The sequence below is a fragment of the Rhodopseudomonas sp. RCAM05734 genome, from assembly GCF_052658035.1.
This window is the reverse complement of record NZ_CP199742.1, coordinates 5,069,291-5,087,128: the sequence shown is the minus strand read 5'-3', so window position 1 is coordinate 5,087,128 and position 17,838 is coordinate 5,069,291. Positions and strand designations below refer to the sequence as shown.

The 17,838-nt window shown below is 63.8% G+C and carries 18 protein-coding genes; 17 read left to right on the top strand and 1 reads right to left on the bottom strand.

Going from position 1 to position 17,838, the window contains the following annotated elements; genetic code table 11:
- The first annotated feature begins 6 nt into the window (after positions 1-6).
- The 15 genes from ACUXVA_RS24060 (at position 7) to ACUXVA_RS23990 (ending at position 14,445) form a co-directional block, all read left to right on the top strand.
- Positions 7-657: a head-tail connector protein gene (locus ACUXVA_RS24060; protein WP_445488600.1), complete on the top strand. Its 651-nt coding sequence runs from the start codon at positions 7-9 to the stop codon at positions 655-657.
- 20 nt (positions 658-677) lie between these two features.
- Entirely contained in the window at positions 678-995 is a 318-nt protein-coding gene (locus tag ACUXVA_RS24055; protein ID WP_445488598.1) for a hypothetical protein, read from the top strand.
- Positions 995-1,459 (top strand): hypothetical protein, encoded by a 465-nt coding sequence (locus tag ACUXVA_RS24050; protein WP_445488596.1) that lies wholly within the window; start codon positions 995-997, stop codon positions 1,457-1,459. The genes ACUXVA_RS24055 and ACUXVA_RS24050 overlap by 1 nt, the downstream gene beginning before the upstream one ends.
- Before the next feature lie 31 nt (positions 1,460-1,490).
- The gene (locus tag ACUXVA_RS24045; protein ID WP_445488594.1) at positions 1,491-2,744 is read left to right on the top strand and encodes a phage tail tube protein; all 1,254 of its coding nucleotides are present in this window, start codon (positions 1,491-1,493) and stop codon (positions 2,742-2,744) included.
- A gap of 112 nt (positions 2,745-2,856) precedes the next feature.
- The gene (locus tag ACUXVA_RS24040) at positions 2,857-3,336 is read left to right on the top strand and encodes a hypothetical protein (protein WP_445488592.1); all 480 of its coding nucleotides are present in this window, start codon (positions 2,857-2,859) and stop codon (positions 3,334-3,336) included.
- Positions 3,337-3,380: 44 nt separating this feature from the next.
- Positions 3,381-3,671: a phage tail assembly chaperone gene (locus tag ACUXVA_RS24035; RefSeq protein ID WP_445488590.1), complete on the top strand. Its 291-nt coding sequence runs from the start codon at positions 3,381-3,383 to the stop codon at positions 3,669-3,671.
- Positions 3,671-4,261, top strand: a complete 591-nt coding sequence (locus ACUXVA_RS24030) for a hypothetical protein (RefSeq protein WP_445488588.1) — start codon at positions 3,671-3,673, stop codon at positions 4,259-4,261. Before ACUXVA_RS24035 ends, ACUXVA_RS24030 begins: the two co-directional genes overlap by 1 nt.
- 46 nt (positions 4,262-4,307) lie before the next feature.
- Complete coding sequence (locus ACUXVA_RS24025) at positions 4,308-8,576, top strand: hypothetical protein (protein ID WP_445488586.1); 4,269 nt, start codon at positions 4,308-4,310, stop codon at positions 8,574-8,576.
- Between the two features lie 9 nt (positions 8,577-8,585).
- Positions 8,586-8,981, top strand: a complete 396-nt coding sequence (locus tag ACUXVA_RS24020) for a phage tail fiber protein (protein WP_445488584.1) — start codon at positions 8,586-8,588, stop codon at positions 8,979-8,981.
- A gap of 54 nt (positions 8,982-9,035) precedes the next feature.
- Positions 9,036-9,506, top strand: coding sequence for a hypothetical protein (locus ACUXVA_RS24015; protein WP_445488582.1), 471 nt, complete (start codon positions 9,036-9,038; stop codon positions 9,504-9,506).
- A gap of 5 nt (positions 9,507-9,511) precedes the next feature.
- The gene (locus ACUXVA_RS24010; protein WP_445488581.1) at positions 9,512-9,778 is read left to right on the top strand and encodes a hypothetical protein; all 267 of its coding nucleotides are present in this window, start codon (positions 9,512-9,514) and stop codon (positions 9,776-9,778) included.
- Between the two features lie 4 nt (positions 9,779-9,782).
- Positions 9,783-11,015, top strand: a complete 1,233-nt coding sequence (locus ACUXVA_RS24005; RefSeq protein WP_445488579.1) for a hypothetical protein — start codon at positions 9,783-9,785, stop codon at positions 11,013-11,015.
- A 3-nt stretch (positions 11,016-11,018) separates the two neighbouring features.
- The gene (locus tag ACUXVA_RS24000) at positions 11,019-12,593 is read left to right on the top strand and encodes a hypothetical protein (protein WP_445488577.1); all 1,575 of its coding nucleotides are present in this window, start codon (positions 11,019-11,021) and stop codon (positions 12,591-12,593) included.
- Complete coding sequence (locus tag ACUXVA_RS23995; RefSeq protein ID WP_445488575.1) at positions 12,593-13,330, top strand: hypothetical protein; 738 nt, start codon at positions 12,593-12,595, stop codon at positions 13,328-13,330. The genes ACUXVA_RS24000 and ACUXVA_RS23995 overlap by 1 nt, the downstream gene beginning before the upstream one ends.
- Positions 13,330-14,445, top strand: a complete 1,116-nt coding sequence (locus ACUXVA_RS23990; RefSeq protein ID WP_445488573.1) for a hypothetical protein — start codon at positions 13,330-13,332, stop codon at positions 14,443-14,445. The genes ACUXVA_RS23995 and ACUXVA_RS23990 overlap by 1 nt, the downstream gene beginning before the upstream one ends.
- A gap of 112 nt (positions 14,446-14,557) precedes the next feature.
- Here the strand turns inward: ACUXVA_RS23990 and ACUXVA_RS23985 are convergent, their stop codons facing one another.
- Positions 14,558-15,640: a hypothetical protein gene (locus ACUXVA_RS23985; RefSeq protein WP_445488571.1), complete on the bottom strand. Its 1,083-nt coding sequence runs from the start codon at positions 15,638-15,640 to the stop codon at positions 14,558-14,560.
- Between the two features lie 320 nt (positions 15,641-15,960).
- Between ACUXVA_RS23985 and ACUXVA_RS23980 the strand changes: the two genes are divergently transcribed.
- The gene (locus ACUXVA_RS23980; RefSeq protein ID WP_445488569.1) at positions 15,961-17,352 is read left to right on the top strand and encodes a hypothetical protein; all 1,392 of its coding nucleotides are present in this window, start codon (positions 15,961-15,963) and stop codon (positions 17,350-17,352) included.
- Positions 17,289-17,834, top strand: coding sequence for a hypothetical protein (locus tag ACUXVA_RS23975; RefSeq protein ID WP_445488567.1), 546 nt, complete (start codon positions 17,289-17,291; stop codon positions 17,832-17,834). Before ACUXVA_RS23980 ends, ACUXVA_RS23975 begins: the two co-directional genes overlap by 64 nt.
- Positions 17,835-17,838 lie beyond the last annotated feature (4 nt).

Sequence of the window (17,838 nt, the reverse complement as noted above, 5' to 3'; positions counted from 1 at the left end):
TCATCCATGCGCCTGGTCCAGGTCACGCCGCCTGCAAACGAGCCCCTCAGCGCCGAGGAGGTGCGCGCACGTCTGAACATCGGCACGGAGATCTCCGACGATGTGCTGGATGCGTTCGTGACCTCGGCGCGCATGGTGCTCGATGGCGTCGACGGCTATCTGGGCAGGGCGCTGGTCACCCAGACCTGGAAGCTGCTGCTGCCATGTTTCCCGCATCATTGGCATTGCGATGGCGCGGTCATCATGATTCCGCTGCCGCCGCTGCAGGACATCAATTCAATTTCCTATGCCGACAATGCCGGCGCGTCCGTGATCGTCGATCCCGCCGACTATCGGATCGTGCAGGGGCCGCGGCCCTATGTGGCGCCGGTCTATGGCAAGAGCTGGCCGGCGGCGCGCTGGCAATCGGACGCGGTCGAGATCGAGTTTGTCGCCGGCTATGGCGACGAGGGCAGCGACGTTCCGGAGCCTATCCGCTGCGCGATCGCGCTTGCTGTCAGCCAGCTGCGCTCGCTGTCGACGCGCGACCAGAACGTGATGGTCGACAGCGTAATCGGTGTCGGTTCCAAGACCTATGCGACCGGCCGCGACGGCGGCGCCGACGCGCTGGGGCCGGCGGCCATGATGCTGCTATCGACCTATCGGGTGCTCGCATGAGTCCGGACGATGCGCTGCGCATGACGCGCGCGCTGGTCCGCGAGAACGGCCAGCCGGTCACCATCCGTCGCTACAAGGGCCCGGCCGGTCCGAGCCGAGCGTTCGATGACTTTCCGACTGTGGCGTTCGTTCGAACTTATGGGGCGAAAGAGCTGATCGGCAATATCACCCAGGGCGATCAGCTGGCGGTGACGCTGGTCGACAGCCTTGCCGCAGCGCTGCCGATCACCACCAGCGATCGGTTTGTGGTCAATGGCAAGGAATTCACGATCAAACATCCGGCGCCGCGCACGGTCGGCGGCGTTCTGATTGCCCTCGATATTCAGTGTGCAGGCTGATGCCGACGGCAAGCGAAGCCAATGCAACGATCCGTGCCGTGATCGAAGGAGCGGCGCCGCTCGATCCGAACAGCGGAGAGGCGATTCCGTTGCGCTGGCGCGGCGAGGACAACCCGCCGCTGCCGGATCGTCCGGCGCCGTTCGCCTTCACGCTGTTCGGCGCCAGGCGGTCGGGCGTGATCGAGACCGGCGGCGGTCGCGGTGCCAACCGGCACCGCAATCACGGCGTCGCGGAAATCTTCGTGTTCGTTCCCAAGGATTGGGGCGAGCGCTACGGCACCGACTTTGCGGAGGCCTTCGCCGCGGCGCTGCGGCCGTACCGCGCAAACGGCGTCAGTTGCGAGGATGCGACGGTCTATCCCGGCGGTGACGGTGCCGAGATCGCCGTGCCCGGCCTTGCGGAGCCGGGAAATTATTTCTGGTCCGCGTGTGAAGTGAATTTCTATTTCGACCTGATCGGCTGAGCCGACAATCCAACCCGAAGGAGAACTAGCTATGGCCGGTCTTGCGGAATCCGTATCCGAACGCCTCACGATCAAGCTCTATGCCAGCGCCACCATCGACTCCGAGGTCGAGCCGCTGGCGTCGACCGATCCCGGATCGTCCGGCGGCCAGGTGCTGCGCCATGTGTCGCACAACCTGTCGCTGACCAAGGACAATTACCGGCCGAACGAAAAGCGCCAGGATGCGCAGCAGACCATGGGCAAGCATGGCAGCCGCACAGTGCCAGGCACCATCAACGGCTTTCTCAGCCCGGGCACCCATGCCATCCCGTTCCAGGCGGTGATGCGCTCGGTCTGGTCCGATGTGCTCGATCTCGACGAATCCGACCTGACCAGTGCTGCCCTCGATTCTGCTGCCAAAACTGTCACCTTCGCTAGCGGTGATCCCGTGGCGCTTGGCCTGCGCGTAGGCGTGCCGTTTGAGCTCGGCGGTCTGGCCACGGCGGGAAATAACCGGAAGTTCGTGCCGCTTAGTTTCGGCGGCAGCAACAATCGCGTCGTCACCGTCTATCCGGCGCCGATCACGGAAACGGCGGATACGGCGTTCACGCTGACCGCCGGCGCGTTCCTGGTGAATCCGCCGACCCATGAGACGCGCACCGACTACAAGGCGGCCATCGAAGTCTACAATCCCGACATCGACCTGTCCCGCTTCTACACGGAGCTGCGCTTCAGCGGCTTTGATCTGTCTGTCGGGGTCAACGCCAATGTCGGTCTGAACTTCAGCGTGATGGGCCGTAACCGCCAGGTGCTCACTGGAGCCGCGGCGCCGTTCTTCACCGCGCCGACGGCCGAAACCACCACGGACATTCCGACCGCGATGCAGGGCCTGCTGCTGCTCGGCGGGGTCGCCATCGGCGTCGTCACCGGTCTCAATGTGAAAGTGGATCTAGGCGCCGAGGCCGCCAAGGCGATTAATCCGGCGGGCCTTGTCGCCGGCATCCTGCTCGGCGACTTCGTCTGCAGCGGCGACTTCACCCTGTTCCTGACCGATGGCGTCGCGCTGGCCGCTTTCGACGACGAAACCGAGTTGAGCCTGATGGCGTTCTTGCCGACGTCGAACGCGCCATCCGCCGATGCCAACGTGTTCTACATGCCGCGCATCAAGATCAACTCGAACAACGAGTCCGAGGTCAACAAGGCCAAGGCGATCCAGTGCCAGTTCGAGGCCGCGCGCTACAACGGCACCGCGCCCGGCGTGCCTTCCACCACCATGCTGATCGCCGACACGACCGTCGGCGTCTGATCCTATCCCTGCCGCTACGGGGAAACCCGCTCGGGTCAAACCGGGTGATTGCGCAATCGAACCGGAGGCGCTGGCGGGTGCCTCCGGTTCACCCTCCGCCAAGGAAAAACCCATGAGCAACAAATTCGGTTCTCTCGTCGCCGATGTATCGACGCCATTCAAGGTCGAGCTGATCGACCCGACCACGGAAGATATCATCCGCGACAAGGCAGGCCGTGCCTCCTATATCGCCGTTTGGGCTGCCGACAGCGAACAGGCCCGCCAATACGGCAAGCAGAAGCGCAAGGATCTAAACCTGCGTATCAAGCAGTCGCGCAACGGCAAGGTCGAACCAGACGATGCTTTGGATGCGAACATGGCAACGTGCGCCGTTCTAACTGCTGAATGGTACCTCGTCGACCGCCTGACCCGCGAGCCGATCGACGTGCCCTGCACGCCTGAGAATGCCGCCGAGCTGTATTCCGCTCCGGGCATGGGCTGGCTGTTCGTGCAGCCGTGGGCGGAAGCCAACAACGCTGCGAATTTTTTGCAGAAGCCGCCGACCAGCTCGCTGGATATGCCGAAGCCGTCTTCCGAGCTTCTGCCAAAGTAGGCTCTGCCGGCACCGAGGGCGATCATGCCGAGCTGGCGAGCGAGGTGTTCGCCCAGCTCGGCATGAAGCCCAAGCCGATCGCGGCCCTCGACCGGCTGCCTGAATTCCCCTGGGCGGTCAGTTACGTCTGGGACTGGTTTCATGAATTCTCCGGCGGCCTGAAGGCCACGGGCATGGCGCCGGTGATGGCCGGCTGGGACGATATCCAGCACTGGTCTCAGGCGATGCGGCTGGATCTCGATCCCTGGGAAAAGCGGCTGCTGGTGCGGCTCGCCAATCTCAGGGCATCGGTGCAGGCCGAAACCGAATCCGCCAAGGCGAAGGACAGGAAGTGATGCCTATCCAGTCGCAGATCGATCCGATCGGCAGCACGATCCAGCACATGATCGACCAGAGCGTCTCGCCCAAGGCCCGAAGCCAGCTGTTTGCGGACTTCGTGAAGGGCGGCATCGCGGAAGCAAGCGAGGCGAACCGCCAGCTCGGCGTCACAGCGCCGCCGATCGTGACCGTCGACGGCCAGCGGGGCGCCAGCATCGACAGCGTCGAGCCGGATGGCAACGTGGTCGCCGAATGGGAGACTGCGACGCCGGCGGTTCGGTGGATCTGGAATGCCCTGCGCGAGCGTTCGCCACGGCTCACCGGCAGATATCGCGACAGCCACAAGCTCAGCTGCGACGGACATGAAATTGCCTTCGGCGATGAGATCCCGTTAGCCCGAACATACGTGTTCACCAACCCGGAACCCTACGCGCACAAGATCGAGATCGGAAAGACGCACTCCGGGCGCGATTTCGAGATCAACGTGCCAAATCGAATCTATGAGCGCGTGGCCAGCCTGGCCACCGTCGCGTTCCCCGATCTCGATATCGCCTTCGACGATAGCGGGAAATCGCCTTCCATCACCATAACGGCCAAGGTCGCTTAAACTCATGGCATCAGCCAGCGAAGCAGTAAAACGCCTCAGGTTTGAGGTGACGACGACCGGGGCCGAGCAATCGGCGGCCCAGCTCGGTCGCGTCGCCGTGAGCCACGATGCCGTGGCGACGGCTGCTGCGACGTCCGGCCGAACCATGGCGGGCTATGAAGCGCAGATGGCTGCCATTCAGAAGCGGCAGGAGGCCTATACGGCCGCGATCGTCGCCAATACGGCGGCACTGACCAATTCCAATGGCGCAATGGTCGCCGCGAACGACAACGCGGCCAGGAGTTTCGCTGGCGCCAGCATCGAGGCGGCCAGCCTGGCAAACCACGTCAAGCTGGTGGGGGAGGCGGCCTATGCCTTCTCGCCGGCGTTCCGCGAGGTCGTCAACGGCCTTGCCGCGCCGGTGCTGCGCGGTGCCTCCGTCGCGCTGGTTGCCGTGGCCGGTGGCATCGTCACGGCCACCAACCTTGCCGGCACCGGCCTGGTGAGGCTGGGCGCAGCAGCTGCGTCTGTCGCGCCATCATTTGGTCCGGTGGCAGCCGGGATCACATCGGCCGGTGTCGCGATGCAGGCGTTCAGTCCCTCTCTGGCAGGAGTTGCGACCTCGATCCTTTCGAAGCTTGCCCCGGCAATCAGCTTTGTTCTCGGTCCCGTTCTGCTGCTCTATCACGCGGTATCGCTGATGATGGAGGCGTGGCGGTTGGGCGGAGAAGAGCTGGACCGGTACCGCAAGATCGCCGAGGATGCCGCGAAGGTCGATCTGTCCACCACCTATTTCCAGAGACTGAGCAAGGGTGCCGAGGCTGCCAAGCTGCCTGTCGAGGCGCTGACTGCAGCGCTGACCACCCTGCAGAAGCAGTCGGCCGATCAGCTTGGCGGCAGCGCACTGGGCAACCGGCTCGCCGCATCGGTGAAGGTCGGCAATTTTGCCGACAACACTGGCGTGCAGGAATATGCGCAGGCCAATACCACGCAGCAGCGCTATGAGGCGATCGTCTCATTGATCCATCAGGCGATGCAGGCTGGCCAGCGCCTGGCTGCGCTGGATATCGCCGGTACTGCCTTCGGGCCGGAGGCGGCCGACAACCTGCGAAAGGATTCGGAGTATTTCGACAAGCTCAATGCTGCCGCCGCGAAGATCTCCGATGCGCAACTGGTGTCGCCCGAGGATATCGGCCGTGCGATCGATCTTCAGACCCGCTACGACGCCGCAGTCAAGATCCTCGAAACCCGCTGGCATCCGATCCAGGAACTCTTGACGCAGGCGGGCATCGAATTCCACGCCAACTGGGTTGCGACCGTCGAGACGATTGCCAATGGCGTCGACTGGGCCACCAAGCTGGTGATGAAGCTCGGCGACGTTCCGTCCTGGTTCCAGAAAAAGCTGAATGAAGGCAGCCAATGGATCATCGACAACACCACGACGCCCGAAAGTCGCAAGGCGGCCGAGACGTCCTACGGCATTTCCAGCGATCCCGCCGCAATGGCGAAGGGCACCGATTCCTACGCCGTTGCCGTCAACAAACTGCGTGGCAGCCTGCAGGACCAGGCTGAACAGCAGCGCAAGGTCTCGGAATCCAATACCATTGCGCAGAAGACGCTCGGCGATAGCTCGCATCAGATCGACAACCTCAAGAAGAAAACAGAGGAGGCGGCCGACGCCTATGATCGCGCACTAGAAGGCGTAACCAAGCACACGGCGCGGATGCAAGCCGATACGCTGGCAGTCGGCCTCGGCGCCGGTGCATTGGAGGAATTTCGCGCGCGGGCGCAGCTCACGACGGCGGCGCAGCTCGCAGGGCGTGAGTCCACGGCTGCCCTGACGGCGGAGATCGAGAAGCAGGCCAAGGCAGCCGGCGCCGCCGGCGAAGCGCTGGCAAAGATGCGGATCAATAACCAGATCCAGTTCGACAGGTCGACCATCGGCCTGTCCGCCGATGACGTGCAGATCGCGACCCAGCTGCGCAGCATCTATCCGGACGTTACCACGGCGCTGAATTCATCAGAGGCTGCAGCCATGCGCCTCAACAATGAAATGCGCCTGAGCAAGGACATCACCAGCGGCTTCGGCAACGATCTGGTCAGTGGCCTGATGCGCGGTGAGGATGCCATGAAGTCGCTGACGTCGGCGGCATCAAACCTGGTGCAGAAGCTGGCGGCAGCGAACCTCAATCGCTTCATGTCTGGCGGCAGCCTGTTCGGCAATCAGAACCTGATGTCGGGAAATGGCGCGCTGGGTGTCGCCAGTGCCGGCGTCGCCGGCTATCAGAGTGGAAACGCGGCAACGGGTGCGCTCAGCGGTGCGATGGCCGGTGCGACGTTCGGGCCTGCCGGTGCCGTTGTCGGCGGCGTTGCTGGCCTGATCGGCGGCATCCTCGGCGCCGATGCCCAGGCCAAGGCGAAGCTTGAGGCGGCTCAGACCGAATGGAAGGCTGCCGGGCCGGCCTTCGAGCTGTTCCTGTCGCAGATGACCGGAGGCGTGCAGGGCGGCCTGTCGCAGACGTTCCAGCAGCTGCTGGCGCAGGTCAACGACTTCGCCACCAAGGCGGCCAAGGCGCAGGATCTGGCTTCGGTCGGCCGGGTCTATGACGCCTTCAATGCCAATGTCTACCGCACTACGGATGCGTTCCGGCAATCTTTTGGCGGCATGCTCGATGCCATCAATGCGGGGCTGGGACCGAACTCGCCGTTTGCTGCAGCCAGCGACAATGTCAAGCAGGTCGGAACCACTCTGAAGGGGTTTATCGACGACGTGCGCGTGGCCTACGCCAACGACCGCATCGCCGCGGCCGCTGGCAGCACGCCGCTGATGGCCGGCGGCGGCGAGGATCGCATCGCCGCAGCCACGGCCGCGGCGCAGAAGTATCTGCTGACCTTGCTGGGGCAGCCGCCGGTTCTGTCAGAGGTGGCCACCGCGATCCAGAAGATGCAGGGCACCGCGGTGCAGCTCAAATCGGTGCTCACCGATCTCGGCATGTCCGCCGAGGATGCCGGCCGCGCTATCGACAATGGCGTCACCAAGGCGATGAAGGATCTGGCGGACAATTTTTCCGCCGGACTGACCGCGCGGCTGAACACGGCGTCCGGTGCGTCCTATCTCAACGATGCTACGGCGCTGTTGAAGCAGCACACGCAGGACGTCGCTGACGCCGCCTCTCTCGCCATCAGCCAGGCCGAGGTTGCGGCGGTGTTCCATGCCGAAGCGCAGAAGATCGTCGACGATGCCGGCCTGGTTGGGGATTCGTTCAGCCAGTTCATCGACCTGTTCCCGGATTTCAACGGCGTCGTGAGCCAGTCATCAACCGCGCTGCAGGCCGCGACGGAAAAGGTGCAGGCCTTCGTCAAGTCGTTGAACGACTATCTCAACGGGCTCAAGGTCGGTGCCAATTCGACCCTGTCGCCGCAGGGCCAGCTAGCGGCGGCGCAGTCGGCCTTCAGCGCGCAGTTTGCACTGGCGCAGGCGGGCAATGCGGACGCGCTCGGCACCATCACACAATATGCCTCGACTCTGCTCGATCAGGCGAAATCGTTCTATGCGTCGTCGGCGGGGTACAGCAACATTTACGACCAGGTCACCAATGCGCTGAAGACGCTGCCGGCGTCGCTCGGCGCGACCGACAGCTCCGACAAGATCGTGGCGGCGATCAATACGACCGCGACGACCAGCGATGCGCTCCAGGCCCAGCAGAACGCGCTGGCGGCGCAGCAAGCCACCTACCTGCAGACCCAGGTGTCGCTGCTCGGCGCCATCAATTCTCTGGCCGACCGCTTCGTCAACGCCATCAACGGGCTCGGTGGCATCACCGCCGGCATCGGAAATACACATACTCAGCAGTTCGGCGACATGATTGGCCAGCTGGTGACCATCGCGCGCACAAGCGGCTCCGGCAGCAGCGGCTCGATCTGGAGCTGGCTCGGTTTCCAGAATGGCGGCGTTATTCCCGGCTATGCCGATGGTGGCGTTGTCGGCAATGGCACCTTCGGTATCGACAGCGTGCGGGCGCGTTATGCTGGCGGCGGCGACATCATGTTGGCAGGTGGCGAATACGTCATGCCGGCCACGCAGACTACGATGTTTCGCTCACAACTCGACGCCATGCGCAGTGGCGGCTGGGCGAACGACAACCGCGCGCCTGCAGCCAGCAGTTTCGACTGGCAGGGGCTGGCGCGCGCGAACAAGCAGATCAGCGATATCAGCGATGAGCGATTGTTGAAAAAGCTCGATGAGCTGATCGACGCCGTCAACGCGACGCCTGGCAAGAATACCGACGCGACGCGGCGGTTGGTGGCCAATCTGAAGCAGCGAGCAGCAGGTTAGGGGATTCAATTGTCCGGATTATCACTCTACGCCCACAAGATCGTCGGCGACCAGATCCTAGCCATGGGCCGCTGGATGTCGCTGCATATCGCCGACCCCACGGACTTCGGCTCGTCGGCCAACGAGGTGCCGACCGCCGGCACCAACTATTCGCGGTTCGACGTGCAGGGCCTGATGTCGCCGTTCGATCTCGCTTCGGGCCGCTCCACGCTGCTCGGCGTGATCAATATCGGCCCGCCGCCTGCTGGCGTCGATTGGGGCCTGATCGTTTTTGTCGGCTTCTGGGATGCCCAGACCGACGGCAACATGATCATGAGCGGTCCGCTGCAGACCGCCCAGGACATCTTCGCCGGCAAGCAGTTTCAGCTGCTGCCTGGCCAGTTCACGATCGGCAAGACGCCGTAGCAATGCCGGCGACGGGCGAACGTCGCGATTGTCCCACACTCCAAAGGAGCCCCCATGCCCGACTACTCGGCATCCAACGAACTCGCCGGCACCAAGCAGGCGATCGCATCGACCTACAAGACGCTGCTCGGCCTCTCCGTCGCTACCACGGTGGCGCTGCGCCGCCCGCGCATTTTCGACGTCATCTTCGGCGTCGAAGGCACGCCCTCCGACCAGGCGATCGTCTGGGATGCATCGCGCTCCACCACGGTGGGCACAGGCACCGCCGCGACCCCGAACCCGATCGATACCGCGGACCCGGCTGCGCTCACCGTCGCCACCGCGAACATGACTGTCGAGCCGACCGTCACCGCGGCGTCGAACCTGCTGCCGGCAGCGGTCAATCAGCGCGCCACCATTCGCTGGGTGCCGACGCCCGGCAAGGAGCTGGTGATCCCGGCCACCAACCTGGCCGGCATCGCGTTCCGCGCCAAGTCAAGCGGCTACACCGGCTTCGCCAACGTCATGGCCATGTTCAACGAGTAGGCGCCATGTTTCGTCCGGACGGCGTGTTCATCTGCACCGATGCCGAAGGTCGCGAGACCCACACCGATTCCTATCAGTGCGGGCATTGCGGGCTGCACAACGTCGTCCGGACGAAGACACGAGATACCGACATCGGCGGCTGGTGCCGCGTCTGCACCAGCAACGTCTGCCCGCGCTGCATGGTGTCGGGCCGCTGCGATCCGTTCGAGAAGGCGATCGAGCGCGTCGAGGCGCGCGCCATGGCCCTGCGCTCCTACGGCCTGGCTGGATAGATAGATGTTCGGCGGTCATTCCTTCGGCGGCGGCGCGTTCGGAGATCTCGGCAACGAGGCCGCGAGCGTAACACCGATCTTTGCCGGAAGTTGGCATCCGCAATATCCGCAGCCGTCGCGGAGCCGCGTCAGGGCAGCGGCGGCGGTTGCGGCGATCGCCTTCTCGTCGTTCTTCACCGATCCGGGCGCGCTGATCCGTCCGGAGCAGACCACGCCGGATCGCTGGTTCGTCGATCTGGCCCAGCCCCAGCGTTTCCGGCCGGCGCTGCGCACCGCCGCGCAGCAGTTCGCGGCTTTCGTCCAGGCTGCGCCGTTCGCTGAGACAGTCACTACTGAGCGCTGGGCGCCGTCGCTGGCGGAGCCGCTCCGGTTTCGACGGGCGGTCAGGGCGGGGCAGCAGCAGTTCGCGGCCTTCGTCGAGGCGGCGCCGTTCGATGAGACCAGCACCAGCGATCGCTGGATGCCGGAGTTGTCGCAGCCGGTCCGTTTCCGGCCGGCGCTGCGGGTAGCGTCACAGCAGTTCGCCGCCTATACGCCGTTCGAGGCGTTCTGGCAGCCGCCTCTTGCCGAACCGCTACGATTCCGGCCGGCCTTGCGCTCCCATGCGCAGCAGTTCGCCGCCTTCGTCGAGTTTGCACCCTTTAGTGAGCAGGTCTCCGCCGACCGGTGGGTGCCTCCGCTCTCCGAACCGGTCCGCTTCCGGCCGGCGCTGCGGACAGCAGAGCAGCAGTTCGCTGCCTACACCCAGTTCGAGCCGTTCTGGACGCCGCAGCTCAACGATCCGCAGCGCTTCCGGCCGGGGTTGCGCGTCAACGCGCAGCAGTTCGCCGCCTTCGTCGAGCTCGCTCCTTTCACCGAGCAGGTCTCCGCCGACCGGTGGGTGCCTCCGCTCTCCGAACCGGTCCGCTTCCGGCCGGCGCTCAAAGTCACCGCGCAGCAGTTCGCTGCCTTCGTCCAGTTCGCACCGTTCGCCGAGCGCATCAGCGCCGATCGCTGGGCGCAGCCGCTGTCGCAGCCGGTCCGGTTCCGGCGCGGCCTGCGCGCCGTCGACCAGGAATTTGCCTTTCTCACCGAGCGAACCGTCCCGCTTTCATCCGAGACCATCTCCTTCAGCTTCGGCTTCTCGCTGACGATGGTACCGACCTCCGATGCCGAGCAATCGCTGTCGGACAGCCGCGCGCGCTACGCCTATTCCGCCGTGATCTCGCCATGGCTGCTCTCCGACAACGGGACCTGATCGATGTTCGGAGGCCATTCCTTCGGCGGCGCGGCATTCGCCGATCACCGCCAAGTCACCATCAACCTGTTCTTCGGCTTCGCGATCTCGATCGATCTCGAATACCGCATCTATGTGGCGACCGAGGAATTGATCACCGCGGCCGACGATACGCCGCCGTCGCAGCCTTATGCCGGCGTGCTCGACGAGCCGCTGGACTTCACCTGGTCGATGCTGGGCAGCTCCGGCATCGGCGGCTTCATCACCGGCAAGGGATCGACCGTGATCAGCAATCTGGATGGGCGCTTCGACGTCCTGACGCAGCGCTATGCCACGGACGGCCAGCCGGTCGAGGTGCGGCTTGGTCGCGTCGGCACCCCGCAGACCACCTGGCCGATCGTGCTCAAGGGGCTGTCGTCCGGCGAGTTCATCAACGATGCCAGCTTCGAGATTTCGACCGAGGACAATGCCTACAAGTTCGACGTGCCGACCAGCGCCGTGGTGTTCGCCGGCACCGGTGGACTCGAGGGCGGCGAGGATCTCGCCGGCAAGCCGCTGCCCTTGTGCTTCGGCTGGGTTCTCAATATCGAGCCACCACTGGTGGCGCCGAACGAGCTGCTCTATCGCGTGCATGACGGCCAGGTGCAGGCGATTGCCGCGGTCTACGATCAGGGCTTACCGCTGGACCTCGACCAGGACTATGCCACGGTGGCGCTGCTGCGCGCCGCCGCGGTGCCGCCCAACCACTATGCTACCTGCCTGGCGCAGGGCTGGTTTCGCGCCGGCTCGGTGCCATCAGGGACGGTGACGGCCGACGTCCAGGGCGACGCACCGGGCGGCATCTTTGCGCAGACAACGGTCGATATCGTGCTGGCGCTGATCGCCCGCGCATCGGCGGTGAACGTGCCGGCCGATATTTACATGCCGTCGCTGGTCGCGCTCAACCTGATCCAGCCGGCGCCGGTCGGCATCCATATTAGCCACAACGACACCTCGACGGTTGCGGATATCATCAACCTGCTGGTGGTCGGAATTGGCGGATATGCCGGCTTCCGACGCGACGGCAAGTTCTACATGGGGCGGATCGACGCGCCGATGGGGCCGCCGACCAAGCGCTTCGACAGCACGAATTTCGATCCTAATCCGACCAAGCAGAAGCTGCCGGACGGCATCTGGCCGCCGCCATGGAAGTGGATGATCGGCTACCAGGGGAACTATACCGTGATGACCAATCCTGCCGGCGCGGTGTCCGATGCCAGGCGCAGCTTTCTCGCTGCGGAATATCGCTATGCGCAGGCATCGGCGCCGGCCGTCAAGGTCGATCATCCCTTCGGCAAGGATCCCGATCCGGTGAAGGCCTGTTTCCGCGACCAGGCCGATGCCGCGGCCGAGGCGACCCGCCGTCTGGCGCTCTATCGCGTGGCGCGCGGGCTCTACAGCTTCGGCATCTCCGATCGCGACGCCGCGCTGCTCAATGTCGGGCAGCAGGTGTTCATCCGCCATACGCGCGGCGATCTCGCCGCCGGCCGCAACATGATCGCGGTCGAGATCCGTCATAAGGCTGCCGACAATCTGGCCACCATCACGGCGTTCGGCTGATGGCGACCGCACGCATCGGATATCTCAACCTGGCCGACGCGGCGCAGCTCGCGGTGTCGTCGCAGAACCTGCTGGCGCCCGTCGCGCGGCTGCAGGATCCGCATGTCGGCGTGCGGTGGCAGGGCACGTCCGGCGCCGAGTGGATCGTCGCCGACCTCGGCGCGATCAGAACCTTCGACGCCGTGCGGTTGATGGGCCTGACAGCCGACACCATCCGCATCCGCTGTTCGACGACAGACCCGACCGCCGGCGACGTTGCCGACAGCGGCGTGCAGCCGGTCGACCAGGCCTTCCTGACCTTCACCGAGCTGCGCCGGGTGACGGCGCGCTTCGTCCGTGTGGATGTCACGAGCACTACGATCTGTTCCGGCGGGCGGCTGTTCATCGGGGCGCTGGAAACCTTCGGCATCAACTTCGCCTGGGGCTGGACCCGCAAGTGGGTCGATCCCTCCGACCGCAAGAAGACCGAGGGCGGCCAGACCGTGATCAATCGCCGGCAGCGCTACCGCATCTTCGCGGTCAGTTTCGAGGCGCTGACGGATGCCGAGGCCAATGGGTTCACCGACGATATCGACCGCATCAACGGCCTGACCGACGACGTGCTGTTCGTGCCGGTGCCCGACAGCAGCAACCTCGAACGCGATTCCATCTGGGGCCTGATAACCGACCTGTCGCCGGTGGCGCAGCAATTCCTCGACCGCTGGACCAAGCAACTCTCAATCGAACAGAGGCTCTGATGGCTGACCTGAAATTTGCATCCGGCGTTGCCGAAACCGCCGTGACTTTTGGCGCGACCGGCGGGACCGGCCTCGGCGATATCTTCCTTGCCGGTGCGATCGACTCCGATCATTCAACTTTCGCGGCCAAGTTCGCTGACGGCGAGATGATGGCGGTCAGGGTGTTCGGCGGCGGCAAGTGGCTGGAGGTAGAGGCCACCTACAACGCCGGCGCCAATAGTCTCACGCGCACCGTCTTCCGGGATTCCTCGACCGGATCGAATATCGTGCTGTCCGGCACCATGACGGTTCTTCACGGCTGGGGTGCAGCCGATGCCCGCGCCGCGGTGCGGACCGATCGGGCGTCAGGTGCGCTCGCGGCGTTGCACGGCAGGTGCGTCCTCAAGAAATCCGGCGCTAACCTTCTGCTTAAGCCGCTGGACGGCAACACCATCGTCATCAACGGCGTGCTCTGCTCCATTCCCGACGCCGGCGTGACGCTGGCGCCGCCGGCAACAAGCAACACCAGCTATCTGATCTATGCGTTCATGTCCTTCGGCACGATGACGCTGGAAGCATCGACAACCGCACATGCCACGCAGGCCGGGACCGGCATCGAGATCAAGTCCGGCGATGCGACGCGAAGCCTGGTAGGGCAGGCGCGCACAGTCTCGTCAGCCTGGGTCGATACCGACGCGCAGCGTTTCGTAATTTCCTACTTCAACCGTCGCGAGATCGGTGGTCATTCGTACTTCGGTGCCAACCGGTCAACGACCTCGACAAGCTACGCGCTGGTCACCAGCAATGACATGCTCACGGAATTCCTCACATGGGGCGATGAAGCCGTCGACCTGAAATTCAGCGGCGAAGCCTCCAATAGTGTCACTGGTGGACAAGTCTCTGTGTCGTTTGGCATCGATAGCACGACGGTGGCGGAGGATGTCTTTGCGAGTGCGCAGTCCGTGTCGGGTACGTTCGACATTGGTCCAGTCGCCTTTTCAATGACAAAGAGCGGCCTGGCCGAAGGCTATCATGGTGTCAATCCGTTGGTGAAGGTCAGCAGTGGCACCGCAACACTAAACGGCAGCGGCGCCGCCGGCACCCGATGCACGCTCTATGCGAAGATCAGGGGCTAACCCTTGATCCCCGAAATTGGAGTGTCGTCCAAGGCTATGACTGCGATTTTCTTGTAGATCCATGTTTCGGCCGACTGCGGTCGAGTAGCGGAAAGCGCGTCCTTGGCGGAGTTCAGTGGGACGAAATTGAATGAGACAAAACGCTGGTGATTGCGCCAGGTCTGTTGATGGCGGCACCGCCTAGATTGCCGGGATTGCTTAGATATCCTCCGTTGTTTTGGAGGCCGCCGTTGCTGAGGTTTACCGTGTTGACCAAGCCGCCGTTAATGAGTGGGTTGTTGGCGTTGATGCTGCCATTTGTAATGTAGCCGGCATAGGAAGGACTAAGGTCGACTGATGTCGCGTTGGTCGACGTTATTGCATATGAACTCCCGTAGCCGTTGGTGTTGTATGTGTGGCTCTTCGCATTTCGGCCAGCACCCCTAGGATAGGCTGAGCCGAAGGAATCCTTGGCGAAGGCCGATCCAAAGGGTTCGTTGGCGAAAGCCGATCCAAATTGGTCAAACGTTACTTGCTCCTCACGCGAAACACTGCGCGCTTGCGAGTTGCGAGAATTTGCCTGTTTTGGACGTGATCTGGGCGTCGGAATCTGAGTGAAATCTGCAGCCGGCTGATTGCCGTCGGTGACGGCAGCCAATTGCTCAACCGAAGATGCCGGCGTCTCGTAAGTAGATGTCAGCCCCTCAGGTGAAGTTTGTTGATCGCGTGGGCTCTTTAGCGAAATATCCCGCGAAGCGGTTGCCTCATCTGCAGCCGACTGATTGCCGTCGGCGCTGGCGGTCAATTGCTCGGTCGATCGTGGCGCTTTCTCGTAAGTCGACGTCAGTCCCTCGGGCGCAGATTTTTCATTAAGTAAACTCTGTAGCGTGGCGTCCCGGGGAACGGCTGAATCATTCGTCGAGATACTCACGAAGCGTGAGGCTGGCGAGAACATAACGAGCGCCAGTATGAAGGAGGCCAGTCGCGAGCCGTTTTTCCAGTAGATATTCGTCACCGCGAGGCTAGCCAATAAGATTAGTACGGCGAGCGCTTTGCCCCAATATGGAAGCAGCAACTCCAAGACCGGGTGCGCCTTTCTGAAGACATGCATCAGACCTTCGACTGTAAAATAATCCAAGAACATGCGGGGGATATGCTCGGCGAAATGTAGCAGCGGTGCCGCGATCTCATTGATCATATCGGCGGCTAAAGTCATCGGCCCCTCCGCGAAGCTAAACAGGTCAGCTTCCTTGGAGACTAAGGTGACCGGAGAGCGTTGCATAGCGGGAAATATCGATACCAAAGTTGAACCCTTGGGTTTGCAGGTCCTTGTTTGAAGGACCTCCTGTGAATCAATCCTGGCGGTCTTTAATCCCAACGTAGGAATGCCGCGCGCCGAAGGACGGCAGGCGAGCCTCCTAATCTTCGTGGATCGTCCAGGTCGCGTATTGGGCACCCACATTCCGGTCCGACAACCAAAAACCAGATCACCGCTCCGGCTCCGGCTGTCGCGGCGCTTGCGCATGGAAACCTGAAATGAGCCAGATGATCACCGCCGCACACTTGAAAGCCATTGCCGGCGCCGGCGCGCGGGCCGACATGATCGCCGCCGTCGTCCGGGGCTGGCCGACCGCTGTGGCCAAGGCAAGGCTGACCAGCAGGCTGCGTGCCTGCCACTTCCTGGCGCAGATCATGACCGAGACCGGCGGCTTTCAGGTTCTCAGCGAAAGCGGCGCCTATCGTGCGGCCGGGATCATGAAGACCTTCGGCGTCGGCCGCCACAGTGCCGCCATCACCGCAGCGGAGGCGCAGCGGATCGCGGCGCTGCCGGTGGCGCAGCGCGGGCCTGTATTGTTCAAACGGGTCTACGGCACCGGGAATCCGAAGAAGATGCGCGAGTTCGGCAATACCGGGCCGAACGACGGCTGGCTATATCGCGGTGGCGGCATGATGCAGTGCACCGGCAAAAGCAATTATGCGGCCATGGCCAAGAAAACCGGCCTGCCGCTGGTCGAACATCCCGAGATGTTGCACCAGCCCGACAGCGCCTTTCTGGCCGCCTATCTCGAATGGATTCAGGACGGCCGCTGCAACGCCGCCGCCGATCGCGACGATCCGGTAGCGGTGCGCCACGTCATCAATGGCGGCGAAAATGGAATGGCTGCGTGTCGGGCCTTCCTGGCGAAGGCCAAGACGGTGCTGGCCGACTATTCGGCGGCACCGGTGGCGTCGCTGCTGGCCGAGCCTGAGGAGGCGCCCGCCGACGCTGGTGCCGCGCCGATCGACGATGCCGACGATGCCGCGCCGACCGTGCCGATGGCGGGCGATGCCGGCGCCGACGATTCCGTGCTGCTGGCGGTGCAGGCCGATCTCAAGGCGATGAACTACAACCCAGGCATTCCGAGCGGGCAGTGGGGCGGCATGACCGCCGGCGCCATTGCCGGCTTCATCAACGATCGCGGCCGGTTCGCGCCGGCGCCGGCGTCGATCGGGGACTTCCAAGCCATCCGCCCGGCGCTGCTGGCCGAGATCGCCAGGGCCAAATCCGAGCAGCCGCCCTTCACCCGGCCAGTCACCGATGCCCGCAAGAACGGCGATGCGGCGACCGTGGCGGCCGTGGCGCCGGAGGTGGTGCCGGTGAAGCGAAATTTCCTCGCGGCGGCCTGGGCCTCAGTTGTGGCCTTCCTGTCAGCCGTGTGGACGACGGTCAGCAGCTACGTCGGGCAGGCGTGGGACTGGTTCACGGGCAACAAGGACAGCCTGCCGACCGATCCGAGCTATCTCAGCACAGCCTGGAGCTACGTCGGCAAGGTGCCGCTTGCAGTGTGGATCTTCGTTGCGGCAGGCGGGCTCGCATTCATCGCATGGAATTCCTTCAATGCGGTTCGAAAGATCAATCAGTCCGTCAAGACCGGAGCCCGGCAATGATCAATGGTGGTTTTGTCGTTCTGACGTGGCTGCTTGGCCTCGTCGCGACCTTCGGGCCAGTGGCCGTCATCCTCGGCCTGATTTTTGCGCCGGCCGTCGCCGTGCCGCTGATCTCATCGATCGCCACGCGCTTCCTTGCATGCACCCGCTGCATCTTCGTGGCGGTCGCGGTGCTGATGTGTGTCGGATCCTATTGGGTGGGCCATTGGGACGCGGCGGCCGACTGCCGCGCCGGCGAGCTGGAAGCCAAGCTGCGCAACGCCCGCATCGATGCTGAGAATGCCGAGCGATCGAAGCTCGACGAGACTAACCGCGCCAACCAGATCGAGGCACAATCCAATGACCAGAGAGCGAAAGATGCGGCCTACATCAAGACTCTTGAGAATCGTCCTGCCTGCAATCTCGATGACAGTGATCTTGGCCGGCTGCCAAACCACAAACCCAGGCCCCGCTTCACGAAACCTGCCGCCGGCGCCGGCTAGTCTG

Excerpts from the sequence above, each read along its gene's own strand:
- ACUXVA_RS23990 (WP_445488573.1), top strand. The coding sequence starts at position 13,330 with ATGGCTGACCTGAAATTTGCATCCGGCGTTGCCGAAACCGCCGTGACT.
- ACUXVA_RS24015 (WP_445488582.1), top strand. The coding sequence starts at position 9,036 with ATGCCCGACTACTCGGCATCCAACGAACTCGCCGGCACCAAGCAGGCG.
- ACUXVA_RS24050 (WP_445488596.1), top strand. The coding sequence starts at position 995 with ATGCCGACGGCAAGCGAAGCCAATGCAACGATCCGTGCCGTGATCGAA.
- ACUXVA_RS24060 (WP_445488600.1), top strand. The coding sequence starts at position 7 with ATGCGCCTGGTCCAGGTCACGCCGCCTGCAAACGAGCCCCTCAGCGCC.
- ACUXVA_RS24040 (WP_445488592.1), top strand. The coding sequence starts at position 2,857 with ATGAGCAACAAATTCGGTTCTCTCGTCGCCGATGTATCGACGCCATTC.
- ACUXVA_RS24010 (WP_445488581.1), top strand. The coding sequence starts at position 9,512 with ATGTTTCGTCCGGACGGCGTGTTCATCTGCACCGATGCCGAAGGTCGC.
- ACUXVA_RS23985 (WP_445488571.1), bottom strand. The coding sequence starts at position 15,640 with ATGACTTTAGCCGCCGATATGATCAATGAGATCGCGGCACCGCTGCTA.
- ACUXVA_RS24045 (WP_445488594.1), top strand. The coding sequence starts at position 1,491 with ATGGCCGGTCTTGCGGAATCCGTATCCGAACGCCTCACGATCAAGCTC.
- ACUXVA_RS24030 (WP_445488588.1), top strand. The coding sequence starts at position 3,671 with ATGCCTATCCAGTCGCAGATCGATCCGATCGGCAGCACGATCCAGCAC.
- ACUXVA_RS23995 (WP_445488575.1), top strand. The coding sequence starts at position 12,593 with ATGGCGACCGCACGCATCGGATATCTCAACCTGGCCGACGCGGCGCAG.
- ACUXVA_RS23980 (WP_445488569.1), top strand. The coding sequence starts at position 15,961 with ATGAGCCAGATGATCACCGCCGCACACTTGAAAGCCATTGCCGGCGCC.
- ACUXVA_RS24000 (WP_445488577.1), top strand. The coding sequence starts at position 11,019 with ATGTTCGGAGGCCATTCCTTCGGCGGCGCGGCATTCGCCGATCACCGC.
- ACUXVA_RS24055 (WP_445488598.1), top strand. The coding sequence starts at position 678 with ATGACGCGCGCGCTGGTCCGCGAGAACGGCCAGCCGGTCACCATCCGT.
- ACUXVA_RS23975 (WP_445488567.1), top strand. The coding sequence starts at position 17,289 with ATGGAATTCCTTCAATGCGGTTCGAAAGATCAATCAGTCCGTCAAGAC.
- ACUXVA_RS24005 (WP_445488579.1), top strand. The coding sequence starts at position 9,783 with ATGTTCGGCGGTCATTCCTTCGGCGGCGGCGCGTTCGGAGATCTCGGC.